Below are 23,847 nucleotides of genomic sequence, written 5' to 3'. Positions count from 1 at the left end.
TTATGAAAGTAAAAATATATACTAGAAATGGTTGTCCATATTGCGTTTGGGCAAAACAATGGTTCGAAGAAAATGATATAACCTTCGATGAAACTATAATTGATGATTATGCTCAACGTTCTAGGTTTTATGATGAAATGAACCAAAGTGGCAAAGTTATCTTCCCTATTTCAACAGTGCCACAGATATTCATAGATGATGAACATATAGGTGGCTTTACAGAGCTTAAGGCTAATGCTGATAAAATTTTAAACAAAAAATAGGTTAATATGGTAGAAGTAAAAATATACACAAAAACAAATTGTCCTTTTTGTGATCTTGCAAAAAGTTGGTTTGGTGCTAATGATATCCCTTTTACGCAGATATCACTTGATGATGATGTTAAAAGAGCCAAATTCTATGCTGAAGTAAATAAAAATATTCTTCTTGTAGAAGAACACATCCGAACCGTACCACAGATATTTGTTGGCGATGTACATATAGGTGGTTATGATAATCTTATGGCTCGAGCTGGTGAGGTGATTGCACGTGTTAAAGGTTCATCGTTAACTACTTTCTCAAAAACATACAAACCTTTTAATTATCCTTGGGCTGTCGATCTTACTGTAAAACATGAGAAAGCTCACTGGATAGAAGATGAAATTGATCTTTCTGAAGATGTCACAGATTGGAAAAATGGTAAAATAACCAAAGTTGAGAAAGAATATATTACTAATATTTTAAGACTTTTTACCCAGTCTGATGTTGCAGTTGGTCAGAACTATTATGATCAGTTTATTCCCTTATTCAAAAACAATGAAGTAAGAAATATGCTTGGTTCATTTGCAGCTCGTGAAGGTATTCACCAAAGAGCATATGCGCTGCTAAATGATACTCTAGGCTTACCTGACTCAGAATATCATGCTTTTTTAGAGTATAAAGCAATGACTGATAAAATTGATTTCATGATGGATGCAGACCCTACTACGCGTCGTGGTCTAGGATTATGTCTTGCTAAGACAGTATTTAATGAAGGCGTAGCTTTATTTGCGTCTTTTGCGATGCTACTTAATTTCCAACGTTTTGGCAAAATGAAAGGTATGGGCAAAGTAGTTGAATGGTCAATTCGTGATGAGTCAATGCATGTCGAAGGTAACGCAGCACTATTTAGAATTTACTGTCAAGAAAATCCTTATATAGTTGACAATCAATTCAAAAAAGAGATCTATCTAATGGCTAGTAAAGCTGTTGAACTTGAAGATAAATTTATTGAACTAGCTTATGAGCTTGGTACTATCGAAGGTCTCAAAGCTGATGAAGTTAAGCAATATATTCGCCATATTACTGATAGACGCTTAAATCAGCTAGGATTAAAAGAAATCTATAACATTGAGAAAAATCCATTAACATGGTTAGAATGGATACTAAATGGTGCAGATCATACTAACTTCTTTGAAAACCGTGTCACTGAATATGAAGTTGCTGGTTTGACAGGTAGTTGGGATGAGGCTTATGGCGCCTAATTCTGATTAATATTTTCTAATTCTTCGAGTGCTACAAACCAGTCTAATTCAATTTCTTCAATTTTTACTTTTAAATCAGAGTGCTCAAGCAAAGTCTGTTGTAATTTTTCTTTATCATCATACAAACTTTGATCTTGAAGAGTATGTTGCATTTGTAAATCTTGGTGTTGCAACTTCTCTAATGCTCTTTCAAGTTTTTTAATTTTATCCTGAAGTGGCTTAAGTTGCTTTCTTTTATCTGCAGATAGTTTTCTATCTTGCTTTTTAGAATTATTACTAGACTGTACTGGTGATGTATCATTCTGTGTTTTTTTAATCTCGAGAATATACTTATAATAATCTTTCATATCACCATCAAAAGGTTTAACCTGCCCTTCACCAACAAGCATATATTCATCAACTGTTGATTCTAATAAAAATCTATCATGCGAAACTAATATTATAGCTCCTTGGAAACTCTGCAATGCCAAAGTTAAAGCCTCTCGAACACCAATATCTAAGTGGTTTGTTGGTTCATCTAGTAACAGAAAGTTAGGCTCTTGATATACAATCATTGCTAGAGCTAATCTAGCTTTCTCACCACCAGAAAAGGTTCCTGCCTTTGCCAAAGCCTTATCGCCCACAAAGTTAAAACTGCCTAAAAAAGTTCTAAGCTTTTCTTGAGTTGCTTGCGAGTCTAGACGTTGCATATGTAATAATGGCGAAGCTTCAGAGTCAAGCATATCTAATGAATGTTGAGAAAAGTACCCTACTCTAAGATTTGGATGTTTTTCTATCTTACCTGATAAAATGTCTATATCACCAATAAGAGATTTAATAAGTGTTGATTTACCAGCTCCATTTAGACCTAATAGACCTATACGCATTTCATTATAAATATTTAGTTTTACGTTATTAAGAATTTTTTTATCACCATAACCAAGATCAGTATTTTGTAAACTGACCAAAGTACCTCCGAGACGCTCTTTAACCTGCTTAAATTCAAAGCTAAATTCAGAATCTGACTTAACAGCCTCTATTCGCTGTATTTTTTCTAACATCTTGACACGACTTTGTGCTTGTTTTGCTTTTGAGGCTTTAGCTTTAAATCTATTTACAAAACTTTCTAAATGAGCAATATGCTTTTGTTGTTTCTCAAACTGCTTTTGTTGGAGTACTTTTTGCTCATAAGACTGCTTTTCATAAGATGAATAGTTACCAGTATAAGTATCTATATTCTTATTATCGATATGAAATATTTGCTTCACAACATTGTCTAAAAAGATTCTATCATGTGAAATAAGTAGTAAAGAACCTTTATATTCTTGTAGATACTCTTCTAACCATAGTACAGCATCTAAATCTAAATGGTTGGTGGGTTCATCAAGTAATAAAATATCTGACTCTTGCAGCAGTGCTTGAGCAAGATTTAGGCGTATTTGCCAACCACCTGATAGCTCTTTCACCTTTTGCTGGAGTTGACTAACGCTAAAACCTAAACCTGAGAGCAGTTTACCAGCTTGAGACTCTATTGCATAGCCTCCTAAAGATTCATATTCTTCATGATATTTTGAGTAATCTACAAAGTTCTCAGACTCTAAAGATTTTTGCATTTGGATCTTCAATTGTTTTAAAGATTCTATACCATTGACTACATAATCTATGACTTTAGCTTCGAAATCATCGACCTCTTGCTTAACAGTAACTATGCGAGTATTTTTAGCAATCTCAATATCGCCTTTATCTGGTGTTAGATTACCTTGTATAAGATTGAAAAGTGTAGTTTTGCCCGTACCATTTTTACCCACAAGACCTATTTTTTGATTAGGGAAAATTGAGAAATTAATACTATCAAAAAGCTCTTTTATCTCTACTTGATAAGATACGTTTTTAAAAAAAATCATATTAGTTATACTTTTTATATTTATTAGCGCTAATTATATACTCTATGATTTAATATAAAAATGGCTTGTTTTACGGTATTATCTCTAAATAATATTTTAATAAAAAAATTATGTTAGAAATAGTAACTATTTTATATGATGATTTTGGGAAACCCTAGATGTATTTGGTCCGATTGAAGTCTTCGGGAGTTTTAAGGATGTTTTTAAAATTAACTATTATTCGATTAATGGTGATATTGTCAGTAGTAGCCAAGCAGTAGAAATAAATACTAAAGATTTCTCCCAGATAACAGCAAAAGAATATGTTCTATTTATACCTGGTGGTATCGGTACTCGACAACTAATTAATGATAAAAATCTAATAGCAAAACTTACTAAATTAGCAATTGATGCCAAATATATGTTTACAGTATGTACAGGATCATCTTTATTTTCACAAACAAACCTGCTAAATGGTAAAAAAGCCACTTCTAATAAAAAAGCTCTTAACTGGACAAAATCGATCGCACCTAATGTGATATGGATAGATAGAGCGAGATGGGTTAAAGATGGTAACATTTACAGTAGCTCAGGAGTTAGTGCTGGGATAGATATGAGCTTAGGCTTTATTGCAGATTTGCTAGGTTATCAAGTAGCTAAACAAAAAAGTATCGAGATAGAATACTCATGGCAAGAAGATCCAAATATTGATGAATTTGCTGATTTTTATAAATAAAACCATGGCTAAAGTAAGAAAAATCATACATATTGATATGGATTATTTCTTCGCTCAAGTAGAGGAAAAAGCAAATCCAAGTTTAAAAGATAAGCCATTTGCTGTAGGCGGTATAAACCCAAATCGTGGAGTAATATCCACGTGTAATTATATTGCTAGAGAATATGGTGTACGCTCTGCTATGCCTACAGCAATCGCTATGCAGAAATGTCCTAATCTAATACTTTTAAATACTGATTTTGCAAAGTACAAAGCTGCATCTGCTATTATTAGAAATATATTTTACTCTTTTACAGATAAGGTTGAGCCCTTATCTCTTGATGAAGCATATCTAGATGTCACAGATGTTAGAGAATATAAAAATAGTGCAACTCTGATTGCTCAAGCTATCAAACAAGAGATTTTCAACAAAACTGGGCTTACAGGTTCAGCAGGAGTTGCTCCAAACAAGCTACTCGCAAAGATAGCTAGTGATATAAATAAGCCCAATGGATTATATGTAATCACTCCTGAGCAAGTTAATAATTTTATCAAAGATCTACCAGTTAAGAAACTTTTTGGGGTTGGTAAAGTCTGTCAAGAAAAACTAAAAAGCATGAATGTCGAAACTTGCTTAGACTTGCAGCGACTAAGTTTAGCTATTCTTATAGATAAGTTTGGTAAATTTGGTAATAACTTATATAACTATGCTAGAGGAATAGATAATCGCGAAGTTAATCCTATTCACATCCGTAAATCTGTAAGTGTAGAAAATACATACTTAGAAGATCTAAAAACTCTCGAAGCTTGCTTAGAAAAATTACCTAGTTTATATGATAAATTAACTAGCCGTATGTCAGAAGAGCACTATAAATCTATAGTTGGCATTGTTGTCAAATTTACAGACGTTAGATTTAACAAAACCAGTCTAACTAGAGTAGCCAAATTTCTAGATAAACAAACTCTAAAAAATCTAATAACCGAGTTATATCAAAAACAAAGTCAGCCTATTAGACTGATTGGCATAGGTGTAAGACTTGGCGAGGCTGATGATAGACAACTAAATTTAACATTATGTTGAATCATCTAAAAATAAAACTATAGCTCAAATAAGCTAAAATTAGTATGTCATATGTCATTCTATAATTCTTTAAAATATACTTTTTAAGATATCTTATTATTAAATTATCTTAAGCTCTAGAACTCTTATTTTAGATATAGCTTGGATATACTCTTAGCTAAGTTCCATGAACAAAACTTTTGCATAAATATGTTAAGTGTAAATGATTTTGTGAAACAAATAAGACACTTAACATGTATCGAATATTATATATCAGAATCAAATTGGTCAACTATTTTAACTTTGTTTACAAATCAAAAAGGTTTACATACAAAAGATACAGCTAAGCTTAGAAAATTTATAGAAGCAGTCTTTTATATTCTAAAAACAGCTACCCAATGCAAATACCTTCATAAAGATTATGGTGATAGTAGAGCTATTCTCCCATAGAGTGTTATATATATTTGCCTAACAAAGGGATTTGGAATAATCTAATGACCTATTATTTTAGGATTAGCAAGCACTTTGATTTGGCTTTGATAAGTTTTTGTTCATAGAACCTATTTAACACTATAATTCTCATCAAAAGTTTTTACATTTAAATCTAGATATTAACACTTGTCCCACCTATACCTCTTGGTTGATTGTTTTGAAAACCTCCTTGAGGACCATTCATCATCATCTGTCTATTAAGAGATTTATCTTCGTCACTAATTATAAGGTTATTTCTAATATTTGTTGGTTCTGGCGTAGCTAAATTAGCTAGATTAGGATTTTCATCTTCCTTATCTTTATCTGTATTTTTCGTATCATTTTTAGAGTTATTAAGCTGTTTAGTAGAATTATTATCAGCTGGATTTTGTTTAGAATATTTTTTAGTTGCTCTGGGAGATTGTAGATCATCTTCTGAAATGCCACCTAAATGCTTTCTAGTTACTTGTGGTGCTTCTTGTTTATTTCTTTGATTAATAATTTGACGATGAGACTGCATATTACGTACTGAATCACGTGATATAGGTTGCTGTGGTACATTTGCAGCTCTTGGCACTGTATTACTCATATTAGCAACATTTGAAGTAACTTTAGTACTATCAAGCTGTGAAATATCGTTAGGATCATCAAAGCTAAATGCTGGCGCCACAAATATAAAACTTAATATAGATGTCAATATAAGCTTCTTCATCAAAAAATACCTCTTTTTTATTATAAGTTTTGCTTAATTATATTTTCTAATTCAATTGTATCTTTTGTAAATAATCTAATCCCCTCTGCTAATTTATGAGTAGCCATAGCATTTTCATTCATTAACCAGCGAAAATCTGCTTCGCTAATTTGTGGTGATTGAGTAACAACGTCATTATTTTTTGTTAATTTAACTTCTAAGTGTTCATCACGATTTTTAAGCTCCTCAAGTAAAGCTGGAGATATAGTCAAAGCATCGCAGCCAGCTAAAGCGATAACTTGCTCAACATTTCTAAAGCTAGCACCCATAACTATTGTCTTAAAACCATGACTTTTGTATAAATTGTATATTGCTTTTACAGAATTAACACCATCATCATCGCTAGTTGCTGGATAAGTTTTTAAATTATTTTGCTGCATTTGCCAATCTGTAATTCTACCTACAAATGGCGAGACTAGATATACACCTGCCTCAGCACATGCTTGGGCTTGAGCCTTATCAAAAATAAGCGTAAGATTACAGTTAATACCTTCTTTTTGTAATATTTTTGCAGCTTTAATACCTTCCCATGTCGCAGCAATTTTTATCAAAACTCTATCTTTTGAGATACCATTAGACTCATATCTTGCAATAATCCTTTTAGCATAATCAATAGTTGCTGCGCTATTAAATGATACTCTAGCGTCTACTTCACTTGATACTTTACCCTCGATGACATCAAGTATTTTGACACCAAAGCTAACTAAAATCTCTATAGCTATTTCTTTGACAAGGTCATCACTGTTAAGATTTGGATTATTAGTTTTTACTTTACTAATAGTTTCTGCAACTAATTTGGAATATTTTTGCTCTTTTACGGCCTTAAGAATTAAGCTTGGATTTGTTGTAGCATCAACTGGCTTGTATTTTTTGATTAACTCAAAATCTCCAGTATCTGCAACTACCATTGTTACTTGCTTGAGCTGTTCTAATAATGATTTTTGCATGATTATTTTATAATTTATATACTCTTTATATAAAGTATACAACTTCAGATGTATTAGTAAATAAACTAATTATGTTTATATACTAAAAAATATAACTTACTGAAGTGTGGTATTAATATCAATTGATTAATTTAAGCTGGAAACTTATCCTTAAGCATCTCAAACATAGCTCTAACAGCCATCATTTCACCACCTTTAGGTTTACCTGGCGTAGAGCTAATATTCCATGCCATCATATCAAAATGAATCCATGTAGGTGCATCTTTTATACCAACAAAATGCTCCATAAATAATGCTGCTTTTACTGCTCCAGCAAATGGTGATAAATCACAATGTGAAATATCCGCGAATTCCGTTTCTAAACTTTTTCTATAACAATGAGCTAATGGTAGACGCCAAACCTGATCTTGCGTCGCCTGAGCATACTTATATACCTGGTTAGCTACATCATCATTATTACAGAAAAATGCTGCAATCTCAGGTCCAACTGCAACTCTAGCTGCTCCTGTAAGTGTTGAAAAATCAATTAAATAATGAGGTTTTTTCTGTGCTTCTTCATATAGTGGTTCAGCTAAAATTAAACGCCCTTCAGCATCTGTGTTAGTAACTTGTACGCTAGTACCATTTTTCATTTTAATAATATCACTAGGTCGATATGATTTTGCATCTATAGCATTTTCAACTGTGGGAATTACCAAGCTTAATCTGATAGGTAGTTTATACTTCATAATCATATACGCAAGACCAATAGCATTAGCACTACCACCCATATCTTTGTGCATCAGTTGCATTGCTGATGATGGTTTGACATCTAAACCACCTGTATCAAAAGCCACACCTTTACCAACTATTGATACTTTAGGATGAGTTATATTACCCCAGTTTAATCGCACAAGTCTAGGAGCTCTATGACTACCTTTACCGACAGTATAAATACCCATATAACCTTGCTCAATAAGTTCTTCACCAACTATTTCTTCAAAATCAGCAGCAAACTCTTTGGCTAATTGTTGTATCACATTAGCAATATCAGCTGGCCCCATATCTTCGGCTGGAGTAGTAATCATATCCCTAACTAAATAATTAGCTTCTATAGTTGCTAATATATGCTGGTATTGTTGTGGTAAATATAATTTCACTTTTAACTGTTGTATTTTAGATTTGTATTTCTCAAATTTATAACTTCCTAAAGCAAAACCTATATGATAGAGTGATAAGTCAGTTACATCACTATATTCGATATGATAATTTCCTTGTGCTAGCTGATTTGGTAGATTTGCAATACCAAACATATCCTCAGATACAAGACAAATTACTTTTTGAATATTTCCTAAATTATCTGGAACAGTAATAATCTTTGTTTTTTCATCAAACTGCTTAATAAAATTCTGTAAAAAACTATCTTGACTGCTAAGCCAACTTGTAAAGTTATCCTTATTAATCACAAAAATTGGCAGAGAATTACTTTGCTTATGTTGTGTAAAACACTCTAATTTGGTTGATATATACATCTTTATAGCTCCACGTCTTGACCTAATAGTAACCAATTATTAAAATCTTGCACTGTTTTTGCTGTTAAAATACCAGCTGTTTTGTATAGACTTAGAAATCCCATAATATAATCAAATTCAGTATTGTTAAGTTGAATAAGAAATTGATAGTATTGGTTTAAAAGAATGAAATACTGAGTAATAGTTGTTGTACCTTGCTCATAGCGTTCTTTATATTTCTCATAGGCAATCTTAGCTGCTGCAACAGATTTACGCAACGATTCTATTTCTTTTTTCTTAAGTTGAACAAATCTAAAGGCATACATCGCATCATTCTGCGCTACCCTCCCAGTTTGAATCATAGTAAACTCAGATGATTGATAATCATAAGCTGCTTTTTTCAACTGAGCATAATCTGTACCACCGGCAAAAATATTCCAAGTCAAATTAATCCCAAAATAAAATGCATTTATCGTGCCTTTAGATGGTAAAAAGTTATCAAATACTGGATTACCAAGTGAACTAACATCATTAAAACCAGGCGAATATTTAACTTCAAAGTTAACTTTAGGCATAAACGAGCTTGTAGCTGATTGATAATCATAATACTTACTTTCTTTAGTATGAACAGAACCTAAATATGATGGGCTGCTACGCATTGTTAGCTCTTCCCAACCTTCTTCTGTATTAGGTGATGGTTGTTTAATTTTAAAATCATTGTTATATAAAACTACATCATCATCATTATTAGTAAATTTACGTAATTCTGCGCGGGCAACCTTTTCTTCCCTCTCTGCAGCTGCATAATCAGCTTCAGCTATATAATAGTTAGCCTTAACAGTTTCATAATCTGCAACGTCTGCAGTACCAGCTTTGAACTTACTTTCAAGCTCATTTAAGCTTTGTTTGTTTGATTTCAAATTATATGAGTTATACTGAACGTTTTTTATTGCTTTAGCAAGATTGAAATAAGCATAACTTACATCATATAAGAATTGTTGATAACTTGTTCTATAATCCTGTTGGGCAAACTGTGCTGTTTCTTCAGCTGATTGTAAATCCTTATATGCACCATAATCATATAATGGCTGTGTCAACGTTACCAAGCCTTGAATCGAATCAAAACGCCCACCAGCAATATCACCATCAGCTATCGTTCTTTGGTCTAAAATATTTGTTGCTGTAATTGAACCACCGATATCTATACTTGGTAATAATCTACCTAACTGAATCGCCGGGCTCATTTGTCTTGAGTTAAGCTGAAAGCCAATAAATTTATACTGTGGTGAATTATTTATTGATTGCTTTATCGTGCTAGTATAGTCAGCTACAGGATTAGCTATACTACTAACACAATAAGCAAATATACCCAACGATATTAATAAATATCTACGCACTACTTCCAAGCCACCACTACTTTTTTATATTATTTAAAATAAATTTTTCTACTTGAGATAAAGCCTGATCTATATTCGCAGAGTTATTACCACCACCTTGAGCCATATCAGCACGACCGCCGCCCTTACCATCAATATGACTACTTAGCTCTTTAGCAATATCTCCTGCCTTAATCAAAGTTGTCATAGCATTACTAACACCAATTACAAACTGTACCTTGTCGGCATTAGTTGTAGTTAAAACCACGATTACCTTAGTATTTTTTGACTTATAATCATCGATTTTATCACGCAGTGTTTTGACATCAACACCATCAACATTAGCAACAACAACTTTTATATCACCAATATTAGTTTCTTTGATATCATTACTAGAGCCTGACAATAATTCTTTTTTAAGTTTAGCAATTTGCTTATCTTGATTCTTTATCTGCTCAAGCATTGACTTTAGTTTATCTATCAAATTAGCATCATTTGCTTTGAGACTATCTTTAATCGCTACAATTTTATTTTCATTGGTAAAAGTATGTCTTATAGCCTTATCTGCTGTAACTGCCTCTATCCTTCTAATTCCTGAAGCTATACCGCTTTCAGAAATTATTTTAAATAAACCTATATCACCAGTATAAGCAACGTGCGTGCCACCACATAGCTCTATAGAAAAATCGCCCATAGATATTACACGTACTATATCACCATATTTTTCGCCAAATAAAGCTTGTGCACCTAGTGACTTAGCTTTTTGTTGCGATGTTTCTATAGTTGCTACAGGATAATTAGCACGTATCTGCTGATTTACCAAAAGTTCTATTTGTTCTATTTCACTACGAGAAATCGCTTTATCATGAGTAAAGTCAAATCTTAGTCTATTTTCATCAACAAGTGAACCTTTTTGTTCAGCATGATTACCTAAAACTACTTTTAAAGCTTTATGTAATAAATGAGTAGCACTATGATTGGCTGCAGTAGCAAGTCTAGGTTGATCACTTACCTGTGCAGTTAGCTCATCATTTACACTTAAGCGACCTTTTACTAACTTACCAATGTGTAAAATTGCCTCACCAGACTTTTGGACATCCTCAACTATAAACTCAAAGCCAACACCTTCAAGGACACCTTTATCACCTGCCTGGCCACCAGACTCTGCATAAAAAGGAGTTTTATCTAAAACAACAACAGCTGATGCTTCTTCAGTAATGCTATCAACTAATTGACTATCATGATATATCTCTAAAACTTTTGCATCTTCTATCAGTGTTGAATATCCTCTAAATTCTGATTTAACTTGAGAGTTAATCAAAGTATTATAATCAACATTAAATTTTCCAGCCTCTTTAGACCTTTGCTTTTGAACCTGCATTTGTGCTAAAAATACTTGTTCATCAACTTTTAAGCCCTTTTCTCTTGCCATATCTGCAGTTAAATCAAAAGGGAAACCATAAGTATCATACAACTTAAAAGCCACTTCACCAGATACTGTATCACCTTTTAGATTTTCTATTTCAGCATCAAATATTTTTATGCCGTTTTCAATAGTTTTCAAGAAAAGCTCTTCTTCTTTTATAAGTGTTTTTTCAATCAGCTCTCTTTTATCGATTAATTGTGGGTAAGCTTCTCCCATCTGATTTATAAGTTCAGCAACTAATTTATAAAAAAATATCTGATTTGCTCCAAGTTTATTACCATGACGTACAGCTCTACGAATAATCCTTCTTAGAACATAGCCTCGCCCCTCATTAGCTGGTAAAACTCCATCAGCAATTAAAAAAGCACATGCGCGAATATGGTCAGCAATAACTCTTAGTGAAGGTGAGTTTATATCTCTTGCATTTATTACTTGCTGAGCTTTTTTAATTAATGCTTGAAACAAATCTATCTCATAGTTGCTATGAACATTTTGCAATACTGCGGATATTCTTTCTAAACCCATCCCAGTATCAACTGATGGTTTAGGTAGATCTGTAGTAGAACCATCAGCATGACGATTGTATTGCATAAATACAATATTCCAAATCTCGATATATCTATCACCATCTTGTTCTGGTGTGCCAGGTAACCCCCCAGCAACATCTTCACCATGATCATAAAAGATCTCTGTACATGGACCGCACGGCCCAGTATCACCCATCGACCAAAAGTTATCTGTTGAATCAATACGGATAATTCTCTCTTTAGCTAAACCAATATGCTTATGCCAGACATCAAATGCCTCATCATCACTAGCATATATAGTTACCCACAATTTCTCTACAGGAAGTTTGATTTCTTTAGTCAAAAATTCCCAAGCAAAACTAATAGCTTCTTTTTTGAAGTAATCGCCAAAACTAAAGTTGCCTAACATCTCAAAAAAAGTATGATGCCTAGCTGTATAACCTACATTATCAAGATCATTATGCTTACCACCAGCACGTAAACACTTTTGTACTGTCACCGCACGAGAAAAATCTCTTTTTTCAATCCCAAGAAAAACATCTTTAAACTGCACCATTCCAGCATTTGTAAATAATAAAGTATCATCGCCAAATGGGATTAAAGATGAGCTAGGCTGATGCGAGTGATTTTTAGACTCAAAATAATTTATAAATTTATTACGTAACTCTTTAGTAGTAATCATGATTTACCTTTTAGTAGATAGTGCTACAGATTTATTAAATTCAAAACAGATAGTATTATAAACCATTTTGACAAACAAAATAAACTCTACCAATCGCATTTGAATATAATTAAGTATATAATCATAAATAAGTTATCATTTTATAGACTGTAAAAATGAAAAAAAAAATAATTATTAGCTCAATTATTATTAGTGTTATCGTAGTAATCTCGGGGATTGGATATTATTTTCATTACCAAGCTGTACAAGAAGAAATAGCAGAACAAGCCCAAGAGGAAGCTGCTCTGCCAAAACCAACGGACTACTGTTTGATTACCTTTCAAGAATCAGCCGATAATGGTAAGACTTGGCACAAAGTCAATGTTATTAGTGGTCAAAAACCTATGTTTAAAGCACAATGTTGGAAAAGATATATCCAAATTCTAGATGGTTTTGCTGCAAGTACTGATACCGATGGTAAATGGTATAGCAAAACTGAGGATAATAAAATTATAGCTCATCCAGCGATGTACTTTGCTGACAAGCCATTTGATCTACAATACAAAGCTCCAGTTGCGCAACAAGACACTCAAAATAACACTAACACTCAACCACAAAACTAGTCAAACTCAGTTGTAATTTTAGCGTGATATCTTTTAAAGATTATATTATCGAGTTTTTTAGCATTATCGTCGCAATTAGACTTATCGAGATAGTTCTCACACTCAACTAAATTTCCTTCGTATAGAAATCTTAAGCTATTCTTACATTTCAAATCACGTGGATAAGTATTTTTTCTAATCTGATACCAAGATGATAAACGTGTTATATCATCAGATGAAACTATAAACAAATGTTTCTTAACTCGTGTAATCGCAACATAGAATAGTCTTCGTTCTTCTTCTATTACATCATCGCAAACTTTGGTGTTTTTATCACCAAAAAATCCTCCTTCTGTAGCATCATGAACTACAACATAATCCCATTCTAACCCTTTAGCTCGATGCATCGACATAATTTGAATTTGATTAGGATTACTTTGATTTTGCTGATTTGATCTAATATAAAGCTCATATAAAAGCTCAATAAACTCTATCAGAGTATTTTTTTTACCCTTAGCGAAACTAACCATTCCCTCAATAATCTGTAGCTTAGATTTACTTGAGTGAGTTTCTCCTGAAACCTTAGAAATTTGTTTCTCTAAATCTAAACTTTCTAATATGAAATCAATCGCTTTCTCAGCTTTTCTTAAGCGTGTATTATTAAAAATATTACGCCAACTACTAGATATTGCTAAGATATTTTTTTGTTTAAATGCCTTATCAACCGTTTCGCTAAGAGCAGCGATAAAATTTGCAGCTTGAGAAATATCACTAGCAATCTGTATAGCTAATTTTTGCTTAAGATCTTTTTTTAGATATAAAGAAGGATAATCTAACATAGATTTGATAAACTCTACACGTTGCTCAAGAGTATGTTTACTAAAACCATAACCTTTGTTAAACAACATTAAATATCCATAAATAGCTTTAAAAAGATTCTCACTAAAAATATTTTTATCAGCAACAACATTATATGCCAAATCATGGTACAAACAACTTAACTCAAAAATTGTAGTTGAATTATATTTACGTACAAGTATCACTATGTCACTAGCCTTAACGCCACTATGTATTAATGCTTTTAGTTTTAATACCACTTTGTCACTACTATCTAAAATACTCACATCAGTAGCTTTATTTAATTTAGGGTAAGTTATACATAAGTTATTATGTCGCTTTTTATTATTTACGATAATATTGTTTGCCATAAGCGATATCAGGTCACCATAACGAAAAGTATATGAAAGTGTGTATTGCTTTACATCTTTAAAATCTTTTTTGAAACCTTCTAACATATAGTAAGGAGTCGAGCCACGCCATTGGTAGATAGTTTGATCGACATCACCAACTGCCATAACATAAGTATTTTGTCCAACCAAACACCGTAAAAAAAATTGTTGAATCTGATTTATATCTTGATACTCATCAATGATTATATGCGAATACAAATTACTTGCTTGAGTAACACTGGATTTATCTTTTTCAAAAAACTTAGCTGGTAAATATATCATATCATCATATGTTATAACTTTTTGATTTTCACATTCTTGATTAAATTGGCTGAAAATTTTGTCTAATAACTTTTTCTCTTTTGAGTTTAACTCTTTTATTTTACTATTATCCAAAGATAAATCTGATTTTAGTAATGAAATATAATTTTTAAATATTTCTACTCGTTCATTATCAATATCTTTAGTTATTTTAAATTCTTTTTGATAAGTTTTTAGGAGCTTAACGATGATTGCATCTACTTCATACTCCTTGAGAATTTTATCAGCTTTGACAAAACCAGCTTTAGCAAAAGCTTGAAGAAAACTGTTACCCAAGGAATGCATAGTACGCACATTTATCAACTTGGCAATTTCTGGCTTGAGAACTTTTTTTAGGCGTGTAGCAAAGTCAAGTTGGGCTGACTTATTATACATCAAAACTAAGATCCTATTTGGCGCCACTTGATTGCTAACCAGATACTCAATTCGTGCTATTAAAGTTTGGGTTTTACCACTACCTGCTACCGCGGAAACTAAAGCATGCTTAGTGATATCATGATTAATGATTTTTTGCTGTTCAGCTGTGTATTGCATCAATTACTTGTTATTTATACTTAACTATTTATGTTGAGATTGGTCATTAGTAAATAATCTTGTCACAACATAACCAACTGTCAAAACTGCCTGCTTACAGATACTAATTATTATTTTCACTAATGCTAGTAGAGTCATGCCCATATATTTAAAATAATTAAAGAAACTTATATTTGTTTTTTTATCCTTTATAAATCTAAACGGTGCAAATATAAATAATATAAAACCAATCATCATTATATATGAAAATATTGTCCCCATTATTTGCTCATACCATTGGGCAAACCTATAAAAAAGCACTAGAACTACTGCAGTCAAAATAATCAAAAATAAAAATAGAAACAAACTCTTTTTCTTCATCTTTTACTCCTAAAGCCTTTTGTTTATATAATGATATCATCATTTAGATTAACTTATGTTATAATCTTAATCCAAATTTATAAAACTTTAATATTTAATTTCATGACAACAGATCAACGCCTAGAGATTGTTTTAGAAGCTCTTGATGACTTAAAAGGCATTAATATTCAAACTATAGATGTAGAGCATCTCACAGATATGATGGATAAGATTGTAATATCTACAGCATCATCAACAACTCATGCAAAAGCTTTAGCAAAGAATTTAGAACAAGAATTAAAAAACAATGAAATTACTATACTTGGTATCGAAGGTGACAATAAATCTGATTGGGTTTTAGTTGATATTGGTGATATTGTTGTGCATATCATGCTTGAAGCAACTAGAGATCTATATGCGCTAGAAAAGCTATGGGATATCAAACGCATAGATAACTAATTATGAAGGTTGAGCTTTCTCTAGAACAATGGCAACAGGTAAAAGATTTTGCCATAAGAAGTCTTAATCTATCATCAATTTCGAAAGCTCATTGCGATCTTTCTGAATATATTCCTCATTATAACAAGTGGCTAGAAAATAATTATCATGCTGATCTTGATTACATGGTAAAACATGGATCAAAAAGGTTTATTCCTAATGAATTAGTCGCTGGTACTAATAGTGTCATCGTAGCTACGCTAAACTATCTTAATCGTCCAGTTAATGTCAAAACAGAGGTTAAGAGACTAAGAACAGCTAATAATATTGCAGATATTTCTATATATGCTCATGGTAGAGATTATCATAAAGTAATGAAAAAAAAACTTCAGCAATTAGGCGAGTTTATCGATAAACTAACAGGTGGACATCAGTTTAGGGTTTTCACTGATAGTGCTCCTGTTTTAGAACGACCTCTTGCTGAAAAAGCAGGTCTAGGATGGCAAGGTAAAAGCTCTATGCTGATGAATAAAAGCCAAGGTTCATTTTTTTTTATTGGAGTAATCTATAGCAACCTTGATTTGTCTAAACTGCCTGATTTACCTAAGCATCAAGATTCTTGCGGCAAATGCCAAGCATGTATAAAACTTTGTCCTACAGGAGCAATACAGTCTGGCAAGATGATTGATTCACGCAAATGTATTTCTTACCTGACTATAGAAAACAAAGGCGCTATACCAATAGAACTTAGAGATAAAATTGACACACGCATTTACGGTTGTGATGATTGTCAACTAGTCTGCCCCTTTAATAATACTGCACCTATTACAACAGAAAAAGATTTTCAACAGCGTGATTTTTTAGTAAATAAACCACTTCTTGAACTACTAGCATGGTCAGAGAAAGATTTTGATAAGTATACCCAAGGTTCAGCTATTAGAAGAATTGGCTATGCTGCGTGGATAAGAAATATTGCTATAGCAATCGGTAACTCACCATTTAGTCAAGCAAATCTACAAGCTTTGGAACTAAAAAAATCGCATTTTTCTAATAATCAACTAGTTTTAGAGCATATTGATTGGGCTATTAAAAAGCAAAAACTTCTAAGTTACACAGATAAAACATTGTGATTTACAAACTGTTTGTTAGAATTATTAGCAGAAAGTATTCATTATCCAAACAAAAGGAGAAAATAAATAATGAAATTAACTAAAACTCTACTTCTAGCGCCATTAGTTGCTGGTGCTTTAATTACTTCTTGTTTCGCTGCAGCAGATAGCCAAGATGATATTAGCTATTCTGTTGGTTACACAATGGGACAAACATTAAAAAACCAAATGGATCAAAGTAATATTTCTACTGATAATCAAGAAATGGCTGACGGTCTGAAAGATGGTATAAATGGAAAAAAATCAAAACTAACTCCAGATCAAATGCAAAATGCAATGATTGAATTCCAAAAGCAAGCAATGGCTGCTCAAAAGAAATAGTTAAAGGAGTAAATTTTTAATGACTAAGAAAAAACTTTTAAAAGCATTAGCTGTTGCTGCTATTACAACAAGTTTAGTAGCTTGTTCAGATAGTTCTAGTAATGATAAATCTTCAACTACTGCTACTAGTTCTGGTTCTAGTGTTGCTACAACAACAGTAGCAGCTCCTGCAGATAATACTAATATTACAGCTAACGCAAGCTATACTATTGGTTATGGTATGGGTTCTAGTATAGCTACTGATAAAAATATCAAATCTTTCAGCTTAGATAATAATAAAATTATGGCAGGATTCGAAGATGCTATAAATGCTAAAAAACCAGCTATTCCACTAGAAGATATCGCCAATAATATGAATACGTTACGCGATAAGATGCAACAGCAAATGAATCAAAAAGCTGTAACTAGCTTCTTAAGTGTCCAAGATAGTATCTACAACTCTGATCTAACACCTAAGTCTGATATAAAAAATCCTGATGTGGTTGTTTATGAATTCTTTGATTATCAATGTATGTACTGTTCTAAACTTGCTCCTGAAATAGAAAAAGTCATGAAGGATAATAGCAATGTTCAAATAGTCTTTGCAGAGTTTCCAATATTTGGTCAAAAAGCACCTGCTTCTGAATATGCTGCAGAAGTTGGTACTGCGATTTATAAACTATATGGTGCTGATGCTTACATTAAATATCATAACGGTATTTTTGCAACAGGTGAAGATGAAGGTAGCCTAAAAAATTCAACAGTTGATAATGTAGCTAAACAAGCTGGTGCAGATATGACTAAAGTCAAAAAAGCTATCCAAGATGATAAGATTGCTGACCATCTTAAAGATATGCTAAAAATGGGATTTGATCAACTTGGAATTCAAGGCACACCATTCTTAGTGATAGCTCCTGCTAAAAATGCTACAACTGCTAATACTACTATAATTGGTGGTTATACTACTGCTGATGGTATCCAAGCAGCTATTAACAAAGCTAAGTCTACAGCTACAACAGCTAGTACTAATGAGCAAACTGATGCTAAACAAGCTCACAATGATATTAATACAGTTACAGCTGAAGCTCAAGCAGCATCAGGCAGTACAGAGCAAACAGCTCAGCAAAGCCAAGATGATGATAGTGTTGAAGCTTAATTAGATTAATCTATAAAAGTTTAAAAATGCTTTTTGCTTAGTGTTTTTATCATTAATAACAATAAGCGGACATAATATAAGTATGACCTTATTTTTTGGTTGAAAATTATCTTTTTAGACAAGTACTTATTAAAAATAACAAAGCAATGATAATATATCTATTATATTAAATCATCATGCTTTTAAAATGTTTGACTTAACCTATTAAAGCTTTAATATTAAGTTATCTGTAAAATAAAATATTAAAATTAATTATCTTAAAATTATGATTGGAATTAGAAAAGGTAGTAAATACCTTATTTTCTTTGTGGTAATTTTCGTAGCATTACCACCATTTGCTATTGATGCATACATCCCAGCTTTTGGTAATATTGCTGATTTCTTTAATGTTAATGTCAATAAAGTAGCTATTACTGTATCTACATACGTCGTTGGTTTTGGTATTGGCATGCTTTTTTGGGGAGCTTTATCGGATAGGTTTGGGCGTAAGAAAATCCTCACTATAGGTATGCTTATATATATAGCTAGTAGCATCCTATGTTCACTAACACATAGTTTTGATACATTAATATTAATGCGGTTTTTGCAGGGATTGGGCGACTCTCCTGCTGGTGTAGCGGCAATGGCAGTACTCAAAGATTGTTACAGAGGTCAAAAACTAATGAAAATGATGGCTACAATGGTTATGGTGTTTATGCTAGCTCCAATAGTTGCACCAATTATTGGTAGCTTGATCGTATATCTAACAGGCAACTGGCAAGATATTTTCCATTTTCTAACTATCTATGGAGTTATTCTACTAATCTTAACATTAATAATGCCAGAAACTCATCCATCATACAAACGCTCAAAAAATCTTGTAATAAGCTTTAAGACTTATCTAAATCATTTTATGAATATTCCTTTTATATTTGGCGCTTTGACTGGTGGCTTATGTTTTGGCGCCTTATTTAGCTTTATCACTGCTTCATCAAATTTAATTATTGGCTATTTTCATCTTGGTTATACACAATACTGTATATTATTTGGTTTAAATATTTGTGGAGTGGTTTTTGCTAGTAATTATATTAGAAGAAGAGTAACTGCACATAATCAAAGGAAATTAATTCTCAACGGCTATTATTTTGCGATCATCATTATAATAATAAATATCTTAAGCTCTTATATTTTTGATAATATCTATATCTTTATATTTCTAAATGCTTTATTAACAATTGGACTAGCATTTGTAAATATAACTACAACATCAAAAGTCATAGATTTATTAAAAGAGGGATTTGCAGCGGGTAATGCTGTAATAAGGTTAGTTAAATTTACAGTTGCTGGGGCTGCTGGTTTCTTTCTCAGTTTCCTATCAATATCAAAATTAATGATAGGTATACCATCACAGCAATTAGGTTTTATACTAGTTTCAATAAGTCTATTTTTACTAATCAAAAACAGGCTTTTTCCAAATCAACATAATTAAAATATCTTCTTATGACTGTGACAATAAGGCAAAGTGCCTTTTTTCATATAATAGTCAAGGTGATAGTCTTCAGCTACATAATATGGTTTCATTGCTCTAATCTCTGTAGCAACTTTATAACCCTTTTGTGCTAATATTTGTATTAGATCTTCTGCAACCTGTTTTTGCTTATCATCATAGTAAAAAATAGCAGATTTATATTGCTCGCCAATATCAGGACCCTGACCATCAACTTGCTCAAAATCATGGATTTCAAAGAAATATTTGAGCACTTGCTGCAACGAAACTTTACTAGTATCAAATATAACTCTAACAACTTCTAAATAACCTGTATCACCTTGACAAACTTTTTTGTAATCAGGATAAGGCTCACTACCACCACAGTAGCCGGACTCAGCAAATAACACTCCTGGAAGCTTTTTCATATAATATTCAACACCCCAGAAACACCCTGCTGCAACAATAATCTCTTCAGTGTTACTAAAATCTTCTGCTGGGATAAAATCTACACTAGCAGAGTTGACGCAATAGCGAGTATTTAATTTTGTATAGCCTTCACCATGAAATATATGCCCAAGGTGACCATCACAATTATTACATAAAATTTCAGTTCTTCTACCATCAGCATCCGGAAGTTGCTTTACATTATTATCAATATGGATATCATAGCTTGGCCAACCACAAGTTGATATGAACTTACTATCAGCTCTAAATAGAGGCGTGCCACAATTACGACAAATATACACACCTTTTTGATCTAAATTATTATATCTACCTGTAAAAGGCCTTTCTGTAGCTTTATTAATGATAATATCATACTCATGTGGGGTTAAGCTCTTAGTTTTTAGCATCTTACTTACCTTATTATCTTGTTTAAGAATTGTTAATAATTATGATATAAACTTTAGAAAAAGTATATTCTAATCTACAATATCTAATATAAATCCAAAGGTCTTTTTAGCAGATTTGAGGAGTTAAAAATGAAACAATTCAAAATCACAAAATCGCTATCACTAGCCTTATTTATTATAGTAATTTTAGCTATTGGATATTTCATTGGTATGATAACATCGATAAATATTCCAAGCTGGTTTACACACTTAGAAAGTCCGTTCTTCGCCCCACCTAATTGGGTGTTTGCACCAGTATGGACAATTTTATACATTATGATTGCTATATCTGGTTGGCTAATATTCCAGCAAGGTCTATTCAAAGAAAAAGCTTTTATAGTCTATGCTATACAGTTAGGACTTAATTTCTTATGGAGCTTTATATTTTTCTGTTGGCATAATATTGACTTAGCACTATTAGAGATGTCGATATTATGGATATTTGTTGTTTGGAACATTGTAGTATTTAAGCATATAAGCAAGTTAGCTGGATATTTACTAGTACCTTATCTGTTATGGATAAGCTTTGCTTGGATACTTAATTTAAGTTACGCTGTACTTAATTAATAATATCTTTATCAGCTACTGCTAAATGTAAATAATGTAAGTGTTTATCGTATTGATTAACAATATCTGCAATTACCTGATCCTTTGAGTAACCGATAATATCATAATATTGTCCTCCATGACCTAATAAAACTTCTACCCTATTGTTATCGCTATCTGCTTTTGTTTGATATGATCTAAGCATTACACTATATATAAAATCATCACCTGATTCTATATTAATCGTCAATTGAATATGATCATCATCATCCTTAGTAACTTCGCTATTTATAGCATTTTTTTGCATTTCACTAGCAACTTCTAGTACTGCTGGAGTTACTACCTGTTGTAAAAATTCTATTGCTTGAGTTTTTGATGGTTTATATGCTATAGCTGCTAAGCGCTTTTGCCATGATGTATCTGCTTTGACATACTGGACAACTGTAGAATGTCTTTGGATACTTTTGATTCTTAGATAATCTAGTCTTAATGACTTTATTAATGAAATTGACATCAAAAATAAGATAAATAGAAGTGGAAAAGCACTAATTATGGTTGCTGATTGTAATGCCTGTAAACCTCCAGCTAAGATTAATGAAATAGCTAAAAGACCACTTAATACTGACCATGCTATACGTTGGGGAGTTATTGATGTCTGTGCATTACCAGTAGCTAAAATATCAATTACTAAGGCGCCACTATCAGCAGATGTAACAAAGAATGTCACAATCAAAAGAACTGCCAAGATCAATAATATTGTCGCAAATGGAAAATGCTGCAAAAACTCAAATAGCGCTACTGGAATATTATTATTGGCAGCATTTATTAAACCTTGTGCCGAGCCAGTCATAACAATCTCAATAGCTGAATTACCAAATACAGTCATCCATAAAAATGTAAATCCTACCGGAATAAACAAAACACCTATTATAAATTGACGAATTGTTCTACCTTTTGAAACTTTAGCTATAAACATCCCTACAAATGGTGACCAAGCTATCCACCAACCCCAATAAAATAAAGTCCATTTTTTCAACCATTCTTGATTATTTTGATTGTAGGCGTATAGATTAAAAGTCTGATTAACAATAGTACTTAAATAATAACCAATATTTTGGATATAATCACGTATCAGTCCGGCAGTATCGCCTAAAAATAATATAAAAACTAATAATACAATAGCCAATATAATATTTAAATTACTTAATGCCTTGATACCTTTATCAAGTCCTAAAGCTACAGATATAGTTGCAAGTGCGACAATTATGGTGATATAGATAACTTGCATATTTTGAGTATCAGCAATACCAGTTAAAAAACTCATACCAGAACTTACTTGCATTGCACCAAAACCTAATGAAGTCGCAACCCCAAACAAGGTACCTAATATCGCAAAAATATCAATACCATGACCAATTACTCCATAGATTTTATAACCTAAAATTGGATAAAGTACTGAGCGTGGTAATAGTGGTAAATTATGCCTATATGCAAAATATGCCAAAGATAAGCCAACTACAGCATATACAGACCAAGCTTGTATTCCCCAATGAAAAAAAGTTGTATTCATAGCCTGTTTTAGCGTTTCTAGACTATCTGGCGAAAGATTAGGAGGAGTTAAAAAATGATTTAGTGGTTCAGCAACACCATAAAACATCAAACCAATTCCCATACCTGCGGCAAATAACATCGCAAACCATGAGATATTTGTATACTCTGGCAGCTCATGATCCTGACCTAGTTTGATATCTCCAAAACGACTAAACATCAAAATCAAACATAAACAAACAAAAAAGCTCATCGCTAAAATATATGCCCAGCCAAACTTTTCTAATATTAGGTTTTGGATAGTTTGGATATTATTAGCAAAAGATGTAGGCACTAAAATTCCTAATAATGATAATATGCTTGCAATAACGATAGCAGGATAAAATACTGGAGCATAAGCTCCTTTTTCTCTTTGCATAATATACTCTCGAGATCTATTAATAGTATATTTACCTTAACATTTATAGCTAGCTATAGCAAAAATACACAGTAAAGCTATTTAAACACCACACCAAAAAA

General features: G+C 32.2%; 21 protein-coding genes and 1 pseudogene. 12 read left to right on the top strand and 10 right to left on the bottom strand.

The features are described 5' to 3' along the window. The first annotated feature begins 2 nt into the window (after window positions 1-2). Together FSC454_RS04930 and FSC454_RS04925 are read left to right on the top strand one after the other, a co-directional pair. The gene (locus FSC454_RS04930; protein WP_066046289.1) at window positions 3-263 is read left to right on the top strand and encodes a glutaredoxin; all 261 of its coding nucleotides are present in this window, start codon (window positions 3-5) and stop codon (window positions 261-263) included. A 6-nt stretch (window positions 264-269) separates the two neighbouring features. Beyond that, window positions 270-1,502 carry a ribonucleotide-diphosphate reductase subunit beta gene (locus FSC454_RS04925; RefSeq protein WP_066046290.1) on the top strand — a complete coding sequence of 411 codons (1,233 nt, stop codon included), beginning with the start codon at window positions 270-272 and terminating at the stop codon, window positions 1,500-1,502. Here FSC454_RS04925 and FSC454_RS04920 read toward each other — a convergent pair. Beyond that, window positions 1,499-3,385 (bottom strand): ABC-F family ATP-binding cassette domain-containing protein, encoded by a 1,887-nt coding sequence (locus FSC454_RS04920; RefSeq protein ID WP_066046291.1) that lies wholly within the window; start codon window positions 3,383-3,385, stop codon window positions 1,499-1,501. The two genes, FSC454_RS04925 and FSC454_RS04920, sit on opposite strands and share 4 nt — an antisense overlap. 110 nt (window positions 3,386-3,495) lie before the next feature. Between FSC454_RS04920 and FSC454_RS04915 the strand changes: the two are divergent. The 3 genes and pseudogenes from FSC454_RS04915 (at window position 3,496) to FSC454_RS10225 (ending at window position 5,589) form a co-directional block, all read left to right on the top strand. Next, a pseudogene (locus tag FSC454_RS04915) lies at window positions 3,496-4,100 on the top strand (DJ-1/PfpI family protein). Between the two features lie 4 nt (window positions 4,101-4,104). Continuing rightward, complete coding sequence (dinB, locus tag FSC454_RS04910; RefSeq protein ID WP_066046314.1) at window positions 4,105-5,160, top strand: DNA polymerase IV; 1,056 nt, start codon at window positions 4,105-4,107, stop codon at window positions 5,158-5,160. Between the two features lie 210 nt (window positions 5,161-5,370). Next, window positions 5,371-5,589, top strand: coding sequence for a hypothetical protein (locus FSC454_RS10225; protein WP_167359443.1), 219 nt, complete (start codon window positions 5,371-5,373; stop codon window positions 5,587-5,589). A 154-nt stretch (window positions 5,590-5,743) separates the two neighbouring features. Here the strand turns inward: FSC454_RS10225 and FSC454_RS04900 are convergent, their stop codons facing one another. The 5 genes from FSC454_RS04900 to alaS form a co-directional block, all read right to left on the bottom strand. Continuing rightward, window positions 5,744-6,322: a hypothetical protein gene (locus FSC454_RS04900; protein WP_066046294.1), complete on the bottom strand. Its 579-nt coding sequence runs from the start codon at window positions 6,320-6,322 to the stop codon at window positions 5,744-5,746. Between the two features lie 20 nt (window positions 6,323-6,342). Then, window positions 6,343-7,308 (bottom strand): transaldolase, encoded by a 966-nt coding sequence (gene tal, locus FSC454_RS04895; RefSeq protein ID WP_066046295.1) that lies wholly within the window; start codon window positions 7,306-7,308, stop codon window positions 6,343-6,345. Between the two features lie 131 nt (window positions 7,309-7,439). Continuing rightward, on the bottom strand, window positions 7,440-8,819 hold the full coding sequence (locus tag FSC454_RS04890; protein WP_066046296.1) for a M17 family metallopeptidase: 1,380 nt from the start codon (window positions 8,817-8,819) through the stop codon (window positions 7,440-7,442). Window positions 8,820-8,821: 2 nt separating this feature from the next. Then, a complete protein-coding gene (ftlC, locus tag FSC454_RS04885; RefSeq protein ID WP_014548395.1) occupies window positions 8,822-10,204 on the bottom strand; it encodes a TolC family protein FtlC in 1,383 nt (460 codons plus the stop codon). Between the two features lie 7 nt (window positions 10,205-10,211). Further along, complete coding sequence (alaS, locus tag FSC454_RS04880; RefSeq protein WP_066046297.1) at window positions 10,212-12,809, bottom strand: alanine--tRNA ligase; 2,598 nt, start codon at window positions 12,807-12,809, stop codon at window positions 10,212-10,214. A gap of 155 nt (window positions 12,810-12,964) precedes the next feature. Between alaS and FSC454_RS04875 the strand changes: the two genes are divergently transcribed. Beyond that, window positions 12,965-13,411 (top strand): hypothetical protein, encoded by a 447-nt coding sequence (locus tag FSC454_RS04875; protein ID WP_066046298.1) that lies wholly within the window; start codon window positions 12,965-12,967, stop codon window positions 13,409-13,411. Here the strand turns inward: FSC454_RS04875 and FSC454_RS04870 are convergent. Together FSC454_RS04870 and FSC454_RS04865 are read right to left on the bottom strand one after the other, a co-directional pair. Next, window positions 13,408-15,474 (bottom strand): ATP-dependent helicase, encoded by a 2,067-nt coding sequence (locus tag FSC454_RS04870; RefSeq protein ID WP_066046299.1) that lies wholly within the window; start codon window positions 15,472-15,474, stop codon window positions 13,408-13,410. The genes FSC454_RS04875 and FSC454_RS04870 overlap by 4 nt on opposite strands. 24 nt (window positions 15,475-15,498) lie before the next feature. Beyond that, entirely contained in the window at window positions 15,499-15,774 is a 276-nt protein-coding gene (locus tag FSC454_RS04865) for a hypothetical protein (protein ID WP_331709118.1), read from the bottom strand. Window positions 15,775-15,936: 162 nt separating this feature from the next. On the opposite strand from FSC454_RS04865, the gene rsfS reads away from it, so the two are divergent. The 5 genes from rsfS to FSC454_RS04840 all read left to right on the top strand — a co-directional run bounded on the left by rsfS (window position 15,937) and on the right by FSC454_RS04840 (window position 20,344). Beyond that, window positions 15,937-16,272: a ribosome silencing factor gene (rsfS, locus tag FSC454_RS04860; protein ID WP_003026672.1), complete on the top strand. Its 336-nt coding sequence runs from the start codon at window positions 15,937-15,939 to the stop codon at window positions 16,270-16,272. Window positions 16,273-16,274: 2 nt separating this feature from the next. Beyond that, entirely contained in the window at window positions 16,275-17,381 is a 1,107-nt protein-coding gene (gene queG, locus FSC454_RS04855; protein WP_066046301.1) for a tRNA epoxyqueuosine(34) reductase QueG, read from the top strand. 69 nt (window positions 17,382-17,450) lie between these two features. Further along, complete coding sequence (gene fipA, locus FSC454_RS04850; RefSeq protein WP_014548403.1) at window positions 17,451-17,741, top strand: infectivity potentiator lipoprotein FipA; 291 nt, start codon at window positions 17,451-17,453, stop codon at window positions 17,739-17,741. Between the two features lie 19 nt (window positions 17,742-17,760). Beyond that, window positions 17,761-18,876 carry a DsbA-like infectivity potentiator lipoprotein FipB gene (gene fipB, locus FSC454_RS04845; RefSeq protein ID WP_066046302.1) on the top strand — a complete coding sequence of 372 codons (1,116 nt, stop codon included), beginning with the start codon at window positions 17,761-17,763 and terminating at the stop codon, window positions 18,874-18,876. Between the two features lie 265 nt (window positions 18,877-19,141). Next, on the top strand, window positions 19,142-20,344 hold the full coding sequence (locus FSC454_RS04840; RefSeq protein WP_066046303.1) for a multidrug effflux MFS transporter: 1,203 nt from the start codon (window positions 19,142-19,144) through the stop codon (window positions 20,342-20,344). On the opposite strand, the gene FSC454_RS04835 is transcribed toward FSC454_RS04840, so the two are convergent. After that, a complete protein-coding gene (locus FSC454_RS04835; RefSeq protein ID WP_066046304.1) occupies window positions 20,341-21,195 on the bottom strand; it encodes a bifunctional methionine sulfoxide reductase B/A protein in 855 nt (284 codons plus the stop codon). The two genes, FSC454_RS04840 and FSC454_RS04835, sit on opposite strands and share 4 nt — an antisense overlap. A gap of 129 nt (window positions 21,196-21,324) precedes the next feature. On the opposite strand from FSC454_RS04835, the gene FSC454_RS04830 reads away from it, so the two are divergent. After that, complete coding sequence (locus FSC454_RS04830; protein ID WP_066046305.1) at window positions 21,325-21,801, top strand: TspO/MBR family protein; 477 nt, start codon at window positions 21,325-21,327, stop codon at window positions 21,799-21,801. Here FSC454_RS04830 and FSC454_RS04825 read toward each other — a convergent pair. Then, window positions 21,794-23,746 carry a BCCT family transporter gene (locus FSC454_RS04825; RefSeq protein WP_066046306.1) on the bottom strand — a complete coding sequence of 651 codons (1,953 nt, stop codon included), beginning with the start codon at window positions 23,744-23,746 and terminating at the stop codon, window positions 21,794-21,796. The genes FSC454_RS04830 and FSC454_RS04825 overlap by 8 nt on opposite strands. Between the last annotated feature and the right edge of the window lie 101 nt (window positions 23,747-23,847).

Source organism: Francisella hispaniensis FSC454 (assembly GCF_001885235.1).
Lineage (GTDB): Bacteria > Pseudomonadota > Gammaproteobacteria > Francisellales > Francisellaceae > Francisella > Francisella hispaniensis.
The sequence above is the reverse complement of the archived record's forward strand: the minus strand, read 5'-3'. Positions and strand labels throughout refer to the sequence as shown.